This is a genomic window from Propionivibrio sp. (assembly GCF_017995515.1).
In the GTDB taxonomy this organism is placed as follows: domain Bacteria; phylum Pseudomonadota; class Gammaproteobacteria; order Burkholderiales; family Rhodocyclaceae; genus Propionivibrio.
The window spans coordinates 1-13208 of sequence record NZ_JAGOIT010000006.1 but is presented as its reverse complement, the minus strand read 5'-3'; the positions used below and the strand labels follow the sequence as shown (position 1 = coordinate 13208).

Below are 13208 nucleotides of genomic sequence, written 5' to 3'. Positions count from 1 at the left end.
ACTATGAAGAAAAAACTGCTTGCGGGCGTGATCGCCACGCTCGTTGCTGCCAGCGCATCCGCATTTGAACCCTTTACAGTCAAGGATATTCGTGTAGACGGAATTCAGCGAACCGAAGCCGGAACGGTGTTCAGCTATCTTCCGATCAAGGTCGGTGACACCATGACCGACGAAAAGGCGGCTCAGGCAATCAAGGCGCTTTTCGCGACCGGTTTCTTCAAGGACGTTCGCATTGAAATCGATGGCGGTGTCGTCGTCGTCGCTGTCGAGGAGCGCCCCGCGATTGCGCAGATCGACTTTGTCGGCCTCAAGGAGTTCGACAAGGAGCAACTGACGAAAGGCTTGAAGGAGGCGGGTTTTGCCATTTCCCGATCGTTCGATCGCAGTATGCTTGAACGCGCGGAACAAGAACTGAAGCGTCAGTACCTGACGCGCGGCAAGTACGGTGTTGCCATCACTACCACAGTGACACCCCTTGAGCGCAATCGCGTATCGGTCAATTTCAATATCGATGAAGGCGTTGCGGCAAAAATCAAGCAAATCAACATCGTCGGAAACCAGTCGTATGATGAAGACGATCTACTTGAGAATTTCCAGCTACAGACGCCCAATTGGGTCAGCTGGTATACGAAGAACGATCAGTACTCAAAGCAGAAGTTGTCGGCCGACCTTGAGACTTTACGCTCTTTCTACCTCAATCGCGGCTTCCTCGAATTCAACGTTGAATCTACCCAAGTTTCGATTAGCCCTGATAAGAAAGACATATACATCGCCATCAACATCTCCGAAGGCGAACGCTATCTGGTGTCCTCGATCAAGCTCGCAGGTGATCTGATTTTGCCGGAAGAAGAGTTCCGTTCGGCGATGAAGATCAAGCCGGGTGACGTGTTTTCCCGAGAGAACCTGAATGAGAGCACCAAGGCGATAAGCGAGAAGCTCTCAGCAAGCGGATACGCGTTTGCGAACGTAAATGCCGCGCCGGAACTGAATAAAGAAAAGCGTCAAGTGGCTTTCACCGTTTTTGTCGATCCTGGTCGTAGAACATACGTTAGGCGAATCAACATCGCCGGTAACACCAAGACGCGCGACGAGGTGATTCGGCAAGAAATGCGGCAGATGGAAGGTGGCTGGTACGATGACGAGAGAGTCAAACTGTCTCGCCAGCGGATCGACAAGACGGACTACTTCAGCGAGGTCAACATCGAGACGCCGCCGGTACCCGGTACGACCGACCAAGTCGATGTCAATGTCGCGGTGACCGAGAAATCGACGGGCTCGGTCTCGGTCGGTGCTGGTTATTCGCAGTCTGAAGGGGTGATCCTTTCCGGTGCAATTTCGCAGTCAAATATTTTCGGTAGTGGCAAGTACGTTTCGCTGCAGGTCGGAACGGGCAAGATCAACCGGGCAATTGGAATCGGCTACACCAACCCCTATTTCACCGTAGACGGGGTTAGCCAAGGGTTCGACCTATATCACAAACGGGTCGATCCGCAGGACCTGGGGTACGTTTACACGACAGAATCCACTGGTGGCGGTATACGCTTCGGGATTCCAATTTCCGAAAAGCAGTCGGTCAGCTTCGGTGCAGCTATCGACTATACGACAGTCGAAATTGATCCGGATAACCCAGATAACGAGACTGATACGCCTGTTCAATACCTGAATTTCAGTCGGGATTTCTGTAATAGTCAGAATTCCTGCGGAAATTTGTCGGTTCCACTTACTGCTGGCTGGAAATACGATACCAAGGACAGTGCAATTAACCCGACCCGTGGTGCCTACCAGAGTCTTTCGTTTGAGGTCAGTCCCGCTGGAGATATCAAGTACTACAAGGCTACTTACCAGCATCAACGCTTTTTCCCGGTGACTAAGAACTGGACTTTGATGCTGAACGGTGAGTTGGGCTATGCCAAAGGGCTTGGCGGGCAGGCAATGCCCTTCTACAAGAACTTCTATGCTGGCGGCCCCGGATCAGTTCGCGGTTATGAGGCATCTAGTTTAGGTCCTTATCAAGTAACCAGTGATGGTGAGGATATCGTGCATCTCGGCGGAACGAAACGTGTTATTTTCAATGCCGAATTGTCCGTGCCCGTGCCGGGTTTCGGTGCCGACAAGTCGCTCAAGTTCGGGCCGTTCTTTGATGCTGGCCAAGTCTTTGGCGACTCGGGAGGCAAAGTCAAAGACGGCGGTTCAATTCGCATGTCAGCGGGTTTGGCGGCAACCTGGATTTCACCGCTTGGTCCTTTCAAATTCAGCCTGGCACAACCGTTGAATGACGAGAATGATGATAAACTTCAGCGCTTCCAGTTCCAGATGGGACAGACTTTTTGATCAGGAGAAATAGCTTGAACACAAAAATTGCCACGTTATTGGCCGCACTGATGGTGTCGCTGCCAGTGTCCTTTGCGTCGGCATCTGAGACAACGAGAATCGGTTACGTCAATATCCAGCGTATCTTTCGTGATGCACCCGCCGCGGCGAAGGCAGCCAAGAGAATCGAGGCAGAATTCTCCAAACGGGATCAGGATCTAAAGGCGATGGCCAAGCAGATTCAAGGGCTTCAAGAGTCTCTTGAGAAGAATGCTGTGACGATGTCGGAATCTGAGCGTCGAGCCAAGGAGAAGGATCTCAATGAACAATCGCGCGAGTTTCAGCGCAAACAACGCGAGTTTCGCGAGGATTTGAACCTCCGGCAAAACGAAGAAAATGCGGCGATCATCGACAAGGCCAACAAGGCAATCAGGCAACTTGCCGACAGCGAAAAGTACGATCTGATCGTGCAGGATGCGGTTGTAGTCAGTCCTCGCCTCGATATTACGGATAGAATCATCAAAGCCTTGGCCGAGTCTTCAGGTAAAGCGGAAGACCTGCCCGCTGGAAACGGCAAATAGTTGGCGTGGTGTCAGGCAAGAAGGAGTTTCGGTTAGAAGAAATCGTCTCTCGCCTTGGAGGCGCTCTGGAGGGAGACGGTTCGGTCGTGGTTACGCAGGTCGCGACATTGGCTTCGGCCGGGGCAGGGCAGATTGCGTTTCTTGCCAATTCGAAGTACCGAGGACTGCTTCGGTCGTGCGGTGCGAGCGCCGTTATTGTGCATCCGCAGTTTTCTGCGGAAACGACTCTTCCTCGTATCCTTCACCCGAATCCCTACGCTTACTACGCTCGCGTTACAGCGCTACTTAACCCCGCTGAAGAGGCCAGTAGCGGGGTTAGTTCAACTGCAGTGGTGAAGAGCAAGATTCCCGCATCGGCAAGGATTCTGGAAAATGTTGTCGTCGGGAGAGGTGTTTCGATCGGCGAAAACGTCACGCTGTTACCCGGGTGCGTTATCGGTGACGGGGCAGTGATCGGCGACGGTTCGGTGCTTTACCCCAATGTGGTGATCTATCCGGAATGCATCATCGGCAAGCGGGCCATCATCCATGCCGGAGCGGTCATTGGAAGTGATGGCTTCGGCTTCGCAAAAGATGGCGACGACTGGGTCAAGATTCCGCAGATCGGCCGAGTCGTGATTGGTGACGACGTCGAAATCGGTGCCAATACCTCAATCGATCGTGGCGCCCTGGATGACACCGTGATCGGCAATTGCGTCAAGCTCGACAATCAGATCCAGATTGCGCACAACGTAACTGTTGGTGACTATTCGGCGATGGCGGGTTGTGTCGGCGTTGCGGGCAGTACGAAGATCGGGCGCCGTTGCACCGTCGGTGGGGCCGGCATGATTGTCGGGCACCTCGAGATTGCCGATGATGTCCATATCTCGGCAGGCACGATGGTTACCAAGAGTTTACGCAAGCCGGGTCAATACACTAGCATCTTCCCGCTCGAAGCGCACGATGAGTGGCTACAGAACGCCGCCCAGATAAGGCGACTGGCAAAGTTGTCGGAACGCGTGGCCGAGCTTGAGAAGAAGCTTGAACTTATGGAGAAAGTACGTTGATTTCAATGGATATTCATCAAGTCTTGGAACACTTGCCGCACCGTTATCCTTTTCTGTTGGTCGATCGTGTTCTTGAATGCGAACCCGGAAAGTCGATTCACGCGTACAAGAATGTGACGATCAATGAACCATTCTTCGTTGGACACTTTCCGCACCATCCGGTGATGCCGGGGGTGCTCATCATGGAAGCGCTCGCGCAGGCAGCGGGGATTCTGTCGTTCAAGACAATGGAAGTGATGCCTGATGAGAACTCGGTCTTCTACTTCGTTGGAATCGACAACGCACGCTTCAAGAAGCCGGTAACGGCGGGGGATCAACTTCACCTGCACGTGAAAATCCTTCGCCAGATGCGCGGGATATGGAAATACAAGGTGGAGGCGCGCGTTGACGGAGAAGTCGTCGCCGAGGCCGAACTAATGTGCGCGAAGCGTGATGTGAACTGACACGAAGATCACAAATCCAAGCCTGAGTAGAGAGATGATCCATCCAAGCGCAATAATCCATCCCGAAGCAAGACTCGGCGCCAATGTGGCCGTCGGACCATACTCGATCATTGGCGAGCACGTCGAGATTGGTGATAACACCCGGATCGGGCCGCACGTCGTCATCTCGGGGCATACCCGAATTGGGCGCGACAACAACATCTTTCAGTTTTGCTCAATCGGTGAGATTCCCCAGGACAAGAAATACGCTGGCGAACCAACCCGCCTGGAGATTGGTGACAGGAACACGATTCGCGAGTTCTGTACATTCAATCTGGGTACGATTCAGGACGGCGGCGTAACGCGTGTGGGTGATGACAACTGGATCATGGCGTACGTGCACATCGCGCACGATTGCCGGGTTGGAAACCGGACCACTTTTGCCAACAACGCGCAATTGGCGGGTCATGTCCATATTGATGACTGGGCCATCCTGGGTGGATACACGGGCGTTCATCAGTTTTGCCGAATTGGTGCGCATACGATGACGGCGGTTGGTACGGTGGTGTTGCAGGACGTGCCGCCCTATGTAATGGCTGCGGGTAACACCGCAACACCATTCGGCATCAATGCGGAAGGGCTGAAGCGTCGGGGGTTTTCAGCTGATGCGCTGCTGGCGTTAAAGCGTGCCTACCGTACGCTCTATAAGTCAGGCTTGATGCTCGAAGAGGCTCGTGCGAAGCTCGAAGACGAGGCCAAATTGCACCCTGAGGTTCAGCCGATTCTCGATTTTCTCGCGGTTTCCAAGCGCGGCATTATCCGATGATACCTGGAGTGGTTCGCATCGCCATTGTGGCGGGCGAAGCGTCGGGCGATCTCCTGGCGAGTCATTTGATCGAAGCGCTGAGGGCACGATTGCCGAATGCACAGTTTTTCGGCATTGGCGGACCAAAGATGGTCGCGCGTGGTTTCGATTCGTGGTTTCCCCTTGAAAGCCTGGCGGTTCGCGGGTACATAGAGGTACTCAAACACTATCGCGAGATATCGGGAATACGCAGCGAGTTGAAGCGTCGCTTGCTTGCGAATCCGCCGGACGTGTTCATTGGTGTTGACGCGCCTGACTTCAATCTGGCGCTGGAGAAGTCGCTCAAGCGACGAGGTATTGCAACGGTTCATTATGTCGGTCCATCGATTTGGGCATGGCGAGGAAAGCGAATTCACAAGATCGGCGCGGCTGTCTCCAGAATCCTCGCCTTGTTCCCGTTTGAGCCGGCTCTCTACGAAAAGCAAGGCATTCCTGTGACCTACGTGGGTCACCCCTTGGCGGACATGTTGCCGGTCGATGACGGACGAAACGAAGCGCGGCAACTTCTCGGGTTGGCTGATCAACAGGCGGTCTTCGCCTTGTTGCCAGGAAGCCGGCAATCTGAATTGCAGTACATGGCGGAGACTTTCATTGAAACGGCGCGTGCGATTCATAAGCGTCTTCCGGATGCGCTGTTTCTTGTACCTCTGGCGACTCGCGAAACACGGTTGTTGTTCGAAACGGCTTTGTACCGTTGCGATGCGCGCGAGTTACCTATCCGCATGTTATTCGGGCACGCACACGATGCCATGAAGGCGTCTGATGCCGTTCTGGTGGCAAGCGGTACCGCAACCTTGGAGGCTGCACTGTTGAAGCGGCCGATGGCCATTGCGTACAAGATGGCTTCGTTCTCATACCGTCTGATGCGGCGGATGGGGTACTTGCCTTATGTGGGACTTCCCAACATCCTTGCAGGGAAATTCGTCGTTCCTGAGTTCATACAGGACGACGCAACGCCAGAGAATATGGCGCAGGCGCTGTTGAACTTCTATTCGGACAAGAGAACTTGTGCGCTTATCGCAGACGAGTTCCTCGACATTCATCTGCAATTGAAGCAAAACACCGCGGAGAAGGCGGCCAGGGCGGTCATCGATAGTCTGCCTCAATCAGGGCGCAATGATGTCTTTGCTCCGGCTTGACGGTCTCGTTTGCGGTGTTGACGAAGCAGGTCGTGGGCCGCTGGCTGGACCCGTGGTGGCCGCCGCTGTTATCCTCGATCCGAACAAGCCGATTAACGGCCTGAACGACTCCAAGAAGCTGTCGGCCAAGCGCCGCGATCAGCTGAGGGAGGAAATCTGTGCCAAAGCACTGGCCTGGGCCGTCGCAGAAGCCTCTGTCGAGGAGATTGACGCGATCAACATCCTTTACGCCAGCATGCTGGCGATGCAGCGTGCGGTCGACGCTCTGGCCATCAGACCTGGCCGCGCCTTGATTGATGGAAACAGGTGCCCGAAGCTTGCCTGCGAAGTCGAGGCGATCGTAGGCGGCGACGGAAAGATCGAGGCGATCGCTGCGGCCTCAATCCTGGCCAAGACGACTCGTGATGCGGGGATGTCGGATTTGCACAAATGCTATCCGCAGTATGGCTTTGATCGTCACATGGGCTACCCGACTGCCTTGCATTTGCGGGCGTTACGGGAGCACGGGCCCAGCCCGGTCCATCGTCGGAGTTTTTCCCCGGTTGCGCAACTGGTGTTGTTATGAGACAGATCGTCTCGCGTGACAACGCGCACTTCAAGTCACTCAAGCGGCTTTGTCAGAGCGGGCGGGAGCGTCAAAAAACGGGTCGGATCGTGCTTGATGGAATCCACCTCATCGAGAGCTACATCGAACGCTTCGGTTCGCTTGAAGAAATCGTCGTCAGCGAGAGCGGAAAGGCGCGTCCCGAGATTTCGCATTTCCTTGCGGCCGATGTCGCGGATTCCTCCGTTACCGTGCTGCAAGACACTTTGTTCGACGAACTCGCTTCAGTCGAGACACCGAGTGGAATTATTGCCGTTGGCGAGCAACCGCGCGGTCCGCAGGGGTTGGACCAGCAGGCAGATGCGGTCTTGTTGGACGGCATTCAAGATCCGGGAAATCTGGGCTCCATTCTCAGAAGTGCCGCCGCCGCCGGGTTTCGGCAAATCCTGCTTTCCGCTGACTGCGCTCACGCCTGGTCGCCCAAGGTGCTTCGTTCGGCCATGGGCGCACATTTCGAGTTGGCTATTCATGAGCGGTGTGACCTGACCGCGTTTCTCTTCGGTTTCCGGGGTCCATCGGTGGCGACAGAATTGAAGGCGCCGGACTCGCTTTACTCAATACGCTTGAATCAGCCGGTTGCCTGGGTTTTTGGTAACGAAGGGCAGGGCATCAGATCGCACGTTGCTTCGGCCGTACGGGCAAGAGTTGTTATCCCCATGCCGGGCAAGATCGAATCGCTGAATGTCGCCGCGGCCGCGGCGATTTGTCTTTTCGAGACCGTGCGGCAGCGCCTCGGCTGACCCTATTCCCCGATCTTGACGCGCATCAGCCGTTGCTTTTCGCGGTTCCAGTCGCGTTCCTTTTCCGCTTCGCGCTTGTCGTGCTGCTTCTTGCCCTTTGCCAGACCAATTTCGACCTTGATTCGCCCTTTCTGATAGTGCAAATCGAGCGGCATCAGCGTGTATCCAGCGCGTTCAACCAAACCGATCAACTTGCTGATTTGCTTGGCGTGCAGCAGAAGCTTGCGCGTTCTGGTCGGGTCGGGATGGACGTGCGTTGAAGCCTCGGCAAGTGGCGTGATATGCATGCCAAAGATGAAGACCTCGCCGTCACGGATGACAACGTAGGATTCCTTGATGTTGGCGCGCCCGGACCTGATGGCCTTGACCTCCCAGCCGAGCAGGGACACGCCCGCCTCGAACTTTTCTTCGATGAAATAATCGTGAAAGGCTTTCTTGTTGGTGATGATGCTCATGCCGCTTGTTCCGGGAGTAGTGGTGCGAGGATGCTAGAATTTCGATTCTACAGGAATCGAGAGATACGGCTGAACATGGCCATCGTTGAGAAATCAGTACTGATCGCGCATTCGGCGCAACAGATGTTCGATCTGATCGATGCGGTCGAGGATTATCCAGCGTTCCTTCCGTGGTGCGAGCGAACGTGCGTCGATTTTCGCGACGAGAAAAGAACCGTTGCGACGTTACATATCAGCTACCTGAGCGTCAAATCGCACTTCACGACCGAAAACGACAAGCACGCACCAGCGATCATGCGGCTTCACTTGGTTGACGGGCCGTTTCGCCGGCTCGAAGGTGAATGGAAGTTCAAGCCCCTGACGGAAAGCGCCTGCAAGATCGAGTTCAAGCTCGCGTATGAGTTCTCCAGCAAGATGTTCGAAAAGGTCATCGGCCCGGTATTCGGACAAATCGCGAATACCTTTGTTGAGGCGTTTGTAAGGCGGGCAGACAAAATCTACGGAGTTGCAAGTGCCTGAATCAATTAGTGTCGAAGTGATATTTCCCGTCGCTCATAAGCAAGAGATCTTTTCGCTCAATGTTCCTGTAGGCACGACGGTGCGGCAGGCGATTGAAGCGAGCGGCATTCTGCGCAAGCATCCGGAAATCGATCTTGCCAAGAACAAGCTGGGTATCTTTGCGAAATTGACCAAGCCCGACGCGCCCTTGCGTGACCGGGATCGTGTAGAGATCTACCGCCCGCTGATTGCGGATCCGAAAGCGGTTCGCAAGCAACGCGCAGCCGAAGGCAAGGTGATGAAGAAAGGCGCAGGCGAACAGGAGGGCGAGTAAAGGCGCCCGGTTAGAGAGCGTCGATCAGTTGGCGCAGTTCGACTGGATCGACTGGCGCGTGGAGGCAATTTCCTGTTCCCGCTGCGCATCTTCCATGAAGTAACGCTCACCTTTGTCGTCGCGCATTGAAACTCGCTCGCCTGATTCGAGCGTCTGCAGATAACGCCGCGCCGATTCGCAGTTCTTTGCGCGCTCGTTCGATGCGGCCTGCTCCTTCGCGGCCTTTTCCGAGTTGTCCTGTGCTTCCTTTTGCCGCTTTCGCATATCCAGTTCGCGGTCTGCCAGCGTTTTTTGATTCGACGTGGCAGCGGGAGTCGCTGAATCAATCTTCTTCGCCGCCGTGTTGGCGCCAACCGGGGGCTTGTCGGAAATGATCGTCTTTCCGCCTTCGTCCTTCCATTGGTAAATCTGTGCATTTGCCGACATCGCGACAGAAAATGCGGCCAGCGCTAGAGCAAGGCGTTTCATGGTCATCCTGAAAGGGGGGGTGTCCGCGGTATAATACTTATTTGTGACCCCGGATCATAGGCCATGCGTTTAATTCAAAGGGCGCTTACGTTTGACGACGTACTCCTCGTTCCATCGCACTCCTCAGTTCTTCCGCGTGATGTCAGCCTCAAGACGCGTTTGACGCGCAATATCTCACTCAACATGCCGCTGGTATCGGCGGCCATGGACACGGTTACCGAGAGTCGCCTGGCGATTGCACTTGCCCAGGAAGGCGGTATCGGTATTGTGCATAAGAACCTCAGCCCGAAACTTCAGGCTTCCGAGGTCGCCAAGGTCAAGCGTTTCGAGTCCGGAATCCTGAAGGATCCAATTACCGTGCCGCCAACGATGACGGTACGCGAAGTGCTCGAACTCGGCCGTCTGCACAAAATTTCAGGTTTTCCTGTCGTCGAGGGAAGACTGGTGGTTGGTATCGTAACCAATCGTGACTTGCGCTTTGAAACGAACCTGGATCAACCCGTACGCGACATCATGACCCCGCGCGAGCGACTGGTGACAGTCCGGGAGGGAGCGACGGTCGAAGAGGGCAAGGCACTGATTCACAAACACCGACTGGAGCGTGTTCTGGTCGTGAATGATGCCTTTGAACTGCGCGGTCTGATCACCGTCAAGGACATCATCAAAACCACCGAACACCCGCTCGCCAGCAAGGATGCATCGGGAAGACTGCGCGTTGGAGCCGCGATCGGTGTCGGCGCAGGCACGGAAGAGCGTGCTTCGCTGCTCGCCGAAGCCGGGGTTGACGTAATTGTCGTGGATACGGCTCACGGTCACTCGCAAGGGGTGCTGGATCGGGTTCTCTGGGTGAAGAAGCAGTTTCCGCAAGTTGAGGTCATCGGAGGAAACATCGCGACGGCGGATGCAGCGCGTGCCCTCCTGGATCACGGTGCAGACGGCGTGAAGGTCGGCATCGGACCGGGGTCGATATGCACGACGCGGATTGTTGCGGGCGTTGGCGTACCTCAGATCACAGCGATCCAGATGGTCTCGGATGCAATCCGGGGCAGTGGTGTTCCGATGATTGCCGACGGCGGAATTCGCTATTCAGGCGATATCTGCAAGGCAATTGCGGCTGGTGGCGATGCGGTCATGCTCGGCGGATTGTTTGCGGGGACCGAGGAAGCGCCGGGCGAAGTCGAGCTTTTCCAGGGGCGTTCGTACAAGTCCTATCGTGGCATGGGGTCCATCGGCGCCATGGCGGCCGGTGCGGCGGATCGTTACTTTCAGGATAGCGCATCGAACGTCGACAAATTGGTACCGGAAGGTATCGAGGGACGCGTCGCGTACAAAGGATCGGTATTGGCCGTGATTCACCAGCTCATGGGAGGTCTGCGTTCCTCGATGGGTTACCTCGGGTGCGCAACGATCGCAGAAATGCACGAGCGAGCTGCTTTCGTCGAGATCACCTCGGCGGGGGTCCGCGAATCGCATGTGCATGACGTTCAGATCACCAAGGAAGCCCCCAACTATCACGTTGATTGATCGCTGTTCGCAATCATGCTCCCGAGGGGCGGCTCAAGCAGCCGCCCTTGTTCTTTCCAAGGCTTGAAAATGGCACATCAGAAAATTCTCATCCTCGATTTCGGCTCGCAGGTATCCCAACTTATCGCTCGGCGAGTGCGTGAGCAGCAGGTCTATTGCGAACTTCATCCCTTCGATGTGACTGAAGAGTTTGTTCGTGAATTCAATCCGCAGGGAATCATTCTCTCGGGGGGGCCGAACTCGGTATACGAGGCTGAGGAGTGGCGCGCGCCGCAAGTAGTGTTCGAACTCGGCGTTCCCGTTCTCGGCATTTGCTACGGCATGCAAACCATGGCACAGCAACTCGGCGGTGCAGTCGAGAGTTCGGGCAAGCGGGAGTTTGGCTACGCAGAGATTCGTGCCCGCGGGCACTCCAAGCTTTTTGACGGAGTTCAGGATCGCAGCAACGATGCCGGCCATGGGCTGCTCGACGTGTGGATGAGTCACGGTGACAAGGTCACCGCGCTGCCGGACGGATTCGAAATCATCGCCAGCAGTGATTCCTGCCCGATCGCCGGCATGGCGGATGAATCACGCGGTTTCTACGCAGTCCAGTTCCACCCGGAAGTCACGCACACCATCAAGGGTAAGGAAATGTTCGCCCGCTTCGTGCATGACATTTGCGGCTGCGGCCATGATTGGAACATGCCGGATTATGTGAACGAGGCTATCGAGAAGGTTCGAGCGCAAGTCGGTAACGAGGAAGTCATTCTCGGTTTGTCGGGCGGAGTCGATTCGTCGGTGGTCGCCGCGTTGCTGCATCGGGCGATCGGTGATCAACTGACCTGTGTCTTTGTTGATAACGGATTGCTCCGGCTGAACGAGGCGGAGCAGGTCATGCAGACGTTTGCGCGCAACCTAGGCGTCAAAGTCATTCATGTGGACGCATCAGAGCAGTTCCTTGGGCATCTCAAAGGCGTCTCTGATCCTGAGGCGAAGCGCAAGATCATCGGACGCGAGTTCGTCGAGGTGTTTCAACTCGAATCGAAGAAACTGTCAAACGCGAAATGGCTCGCCCAAGGGACGATCTATCCGGATGTGATTGAATCGGCCGGAAGCAAGACTAAGAAAGCGCACACCATCAAGAGCCATCACAACGTCGGTGGTTTGCCGGAGACGCTGAATCTCAAGCTCCTCGAACCGCTACGCGAACTGTTCAAGGACGAAGTGCGCGAACTCGGCATCGCGCTCGGCCTGCCACACGAGATGGTCTATCGTCATCCATTCCCTGGGCCAGGTCTCGGGGTGCGCATCCTTGGCGAGGTCAAGAAGGAGTACGCCGATTTGCTGCGCCGTGCCGATGCCATCTTCATCGACGAACTGCGCGCAGCGGACTGGTACGACAAAACAAGTCAGGCGTTTGCAGTATTCCTCCCGGTCAAGTCCGTCGGTGTAATGGGCGACGGCCGCACTTACGAATATGTTGTTGCTTTGCGTGCTGTACAAACCCAGGATTTTATGACAGCACACTGGGCCGAACTGCCGCACAGTTTGCTCGGCAAGGTGTCGAACCGGATCATTAACGAAGTGCGTGGAATCAACCGGGTGGTTTACGACATTTCCGGAAAGCCGCCGGCAACAATCGAGTGGGAATGATTTAATGTCTCGTACTGTCTGGCATTGAACAGTAAGAAAACCACGTAAGCCCGCGTCACAGCGGGCTTTTTTGTTGTTTGCGTCTGGTAACACCATGCACGACGATGCACCGGCAAGGAGTTATTTTCAATGGTACTTCCAGTGGTATTATTTCCAGACGCCCGGAAATTCTGACCGATACCATTCATTGACGATGCAGAAAATCATGGTATCGAAATTGTGAAACTCTAGGCGTGGTGCGGGTTTGCGGCGGTTTTCATGGATTGCAAAATCATGGTATCGCAAGCCTTCTCCGATACCATGACCGAACGACCGAACGACCGAAGCAAAGGAGAGAGCCATGCTTTCCGATACCAAGCTGCGCAACTTGAAAGCGCAGGACAAGATGTACAAGGTGGCCGACCGCGACGGCCTCTATGTAGCAGTCACCAAGGCTGGCGGTATTTCGTTCCGCTACAACTGTTAACGGCGCTTTAAATCCGTAGAAATATGGCGTCGACGGCGGGGGGGCACAACCGAACGTATTTTCGAAGGGTTTAGAAAGCGCCCGCGGGGCTCCCGGCGGGATGATCGCGAAGCGATCAGAC

At 55.3% G+C, this 13208-nt stretch carries 14 protein-coding genes and 1 pseudogene; 13 read left to right on the top strand and 2 right to left on the bottom strand.

The genetic code is table 11. The features are described from left to right. Positions 1-3 precede the first annotated feature (3 nt). The 8 genes from bamA to KBA32_RS01800 are packed head-to-tail and all read left to right on the top strand — an operon-like array spanning position 4 to position 7707. Positions 4-2331 carry an outer membrane protein assembly factor BamA gene (gene bamA, locus KBA32_RS01835; protein ID WP_294354414.1) on the top strand — a complete coding sequence of 776 codons (2328 nt, stop codon included), beginning with the start codon at positions 4-6 and terminating at the stop codon, positions 2329-2331. A gap of 14 nt (positions 2332-2345) precedes the next feature. Further along, on the top strand, positions 2346-2891 hold the full coding sequence (locus KBA32_RS01830) for an OmpH family outer membrane protein (RefSeq protein WP_367113732.1): 546 nt from the start codon (positions 2346-2348) through the stop codon (positions 2889-2891). Between the two features lie 8 nt (positions 2892-2899). After that, positions 2900-3937, top strand: a complete 1038-nt coding sequence (gene lpxD / locus KBA32_RS01825; RefSeq protein WP_294354411.1) for a UDP-3-O-(3-hydroxymyristoyl)glucosamine N-acyltransferase — start codon at positions 2900-2902, stop codon at positions 3935-3937. A gap of 5 nt (positions 3938-3942) precedes the next feature. Further along, on the top strand, positions 3943-4380 hold the full coding sequence (gene fabZ / locus KBA32_RS01820) for a 3-hydroxyacyl-ACP dehydratase FabZ (protein ID WP_294354536.1): 438 nt from the start codon (positions 3943-3945) through the stop codon (positions 4378-4380). A gap of 34 nt (positions 4381-4414) precedes the next feature. Next, complete coding sequence (lpxA, locus tag KBA32_RS01815; protein WP_294354408.1) at positions 4415-5185, top strand: acyl-ACP--UDP-N-acetylglucosamine O-acyltransferase; 771 nt, start codon at positions 4415-4417, stop codon at positions 5183-5185. After that, positions 5182-6363 (top strand): lipid-A-disaccharide synthase, encoded by a 1182-nt coding sequence (gene lpxB, locus KBA32_RS01810; protein WP_294354405.1) that lies wholly within the window; start codon positions 5182-5184, stop codon positions 6361-6363. The genes lpxA and lpxB overlap by 4 nt, the downstream gene beginning before the upstream one ends. Beyond that, complete coding sequence (rnhB, locus tag KBA32_RS01805; RefSeq protein ID WP_294354403.1) at positions 6341-6928, top strand: ribonuclease HII; 588 nt, start codon at positions 6341-6343, stop codon at positions 6926-6928. The genes lpxB and rnhB overlap by 23 nt, the downstream gene beginning before the upstream one ends. Continuing rightward, a complete protein-coding gene (locus KBA32_RS01800; protein ID WP_294354400.1) occupies positions 6925-7707 on the top strand; it encodes an RNA methyltransferase in 783 nt (260 codons plus the stop codon). The genes rnhB and KBA32_RS01800 overlap by 4 nt, the downstream gene beginning before the upstream one ends. Positions 7708-7709: 2 nt before the next feature. On the opposite strand, the gene smpB is transcribed toward KBA32_RS01800, so the two are convergent. Continuing rightward, entirely contained in the window at positions 7710-8162 is a 453-nt protein-coding gene (gene smpB, locus KBA32_RS01795) for an SsrA-binding protein SmpB (protein WP_294354397.1), read from the bottom strand. A gap of 75 nt (positions 8163-8237) precedes the next feature. Between smpB and KBA32_RS01790 the strand changes: the two genes are divergently transcribed. Then, positions 8238-8681 (top strand): type II toxin-antitoxin system RatA family toxin, encoded by a 444-nt coding sequence (locus KBA32_RS01790; protein ID WP_294354395.1) that lies wholly within the window; start codon positions 8238-8240, stop codon positions 8679-8681. Next, positions 8674-8994 (top strand): RnfH family protein, encoded by a 321-nt coding sequence (locus KBA32_RS01785; RefSeq protein WP_294354393.1) that lies wholly within the window; start codon positions 8674-8676, stop codon positions 8992-8994. Before KBA32_RS01790 ends, KBA32_RS01785 begins: the two co-directional genes overlap by 8 nt. 24 nt (positions 8995-9018) lie before the next feature. Here KBA32_RS01785 and KBA32_RS01780 read toward each other — a convergent pair whose 3' ends face one another. Then, positions 9019-9462 (bottom strand): DUF4124 domain-containing protein, encoded by a 444-nt coding sequence (locus tag KBA32_RS01780; RefSeq protein ID WP_294354390.1) that lies wholly within the window; start codon positions 9460-9462, stop codon positions 9019-9021. A 63-nt stretch (positions 9463-9525) separates the two neighbouring features. Between KBA32_RS01780 and guaB the strand changes: the two genes are divergently transcribed. From guaB to KBA32_RS01765, 3 genes and pseudogenes are all read left to right on the top strand, one after another. Then, on the top strand, positions 9526-10986 hold the full coding sequence (gene guaB, locus KBA32_RS01775) for an IMP dehydrogenase (protein WP_294354387.1): 1461 nt from the start codon (positions 9526-9528) through the stop codon (positions 10984-10986). Between the two features lie 69 nt (positions 10987-11055). After that, a complete protein-coding gene (guaA, locus tag KBA32_RS01770) occupies positions 11056-12621 on the top strand; it encodes a glutamine-hydrolyzing GMP synthase (protein ID WP_294354384.1) in 1566 nt (521 codons plus the stop codon). Positions 12622-12961: 340 nt separating this feature from the next. Further along, a pseudogene (locus tag KBA32_RS01765) lies at positions 12962-13081 on the top strand (Arm DNA-binding domain-containing protein); the annotation flags it as partial. Between the last annotated feature and the right edge of the window lie 127 nt (positions 13082-13208).

Excerpts from the sequence above, each read along its gene's own strand:
- bamA (WP_294354414.1), top strand. The coding sequence starts at position 4 with ATGAAGAAAAAACTGCTTGCGGGCGTGATCGCCACGCTCGTTGCTGCC.
- fabZ (WP_294354536.1), top strand. The coding sequence starts at position 3,943 with ATGGATATTCATCAAGTCTTGGAACACTTGCCGCACCGTTATCCTTTT.
- lpxA (WP_294354408.1), top strand. The coding sequence starts at position 4,415 with ATGATCCATCCAAGCGCAATAATCCATCCCGAAGCAAGACTCGGCGCC.
- lpxB (WP_294354405.1), top strand. The coding sequence starts at position 5,182 with ATGATACCTGGAGTGGTTCGCATCGCCATTGTGGCGGGCGAAGCGTCG.
- rnhB (WP_294354403.1), top strand. The coding sequence starts at position 6,341 with ATGATGTCTTTGCTCCGGCTTGACGGTCTCGTTTGCGGTGTTGACGAA.
- KBA32_RS01800 (WP_294354400.1), top strand. The coding sequence starts at position 6,925 with ATGAGACAGATCGTCTCGCGTGACAACGCGCACTTCAAGTCACTCAAG.
- smpB (WP_294354397.1), bottom strand. The coding sequence starts at position 8,162 with ATGAGCATCATCACCAACAAGAAAGCCTTTCACGATTATTTCATCGAA.
- KBA32_RS01790 (WP_294354395.1), top strand. The coding sequence starts at position 8,238 with ATGGCCATCGTTGAGAAATCAGTACTGATCGCGCATTCGGCGCAACAG.
- KBA32_RS01780 (WP_294354390.1), bottom strand. The coding sequence starts at position 9,462 with ATGAAACGCCTTGCTCTAGCGCTGGCCGCATTTTCTGTCGCGATGTCG.
- guaB (WP_294354387.1), top strand. The coding sequence starts at position 9,526 with ATGCGTTTAATTCAAAGGGCGCTTACGTTTGACGACGTACTCCTCGTT.
- guaA (WP_294354384.1), top strand. The coding sequence starts at position 11,056 with ATGGCACATCAGAAAATTCTCATCCTCGATTTCGGCTCGCAGGTATCC.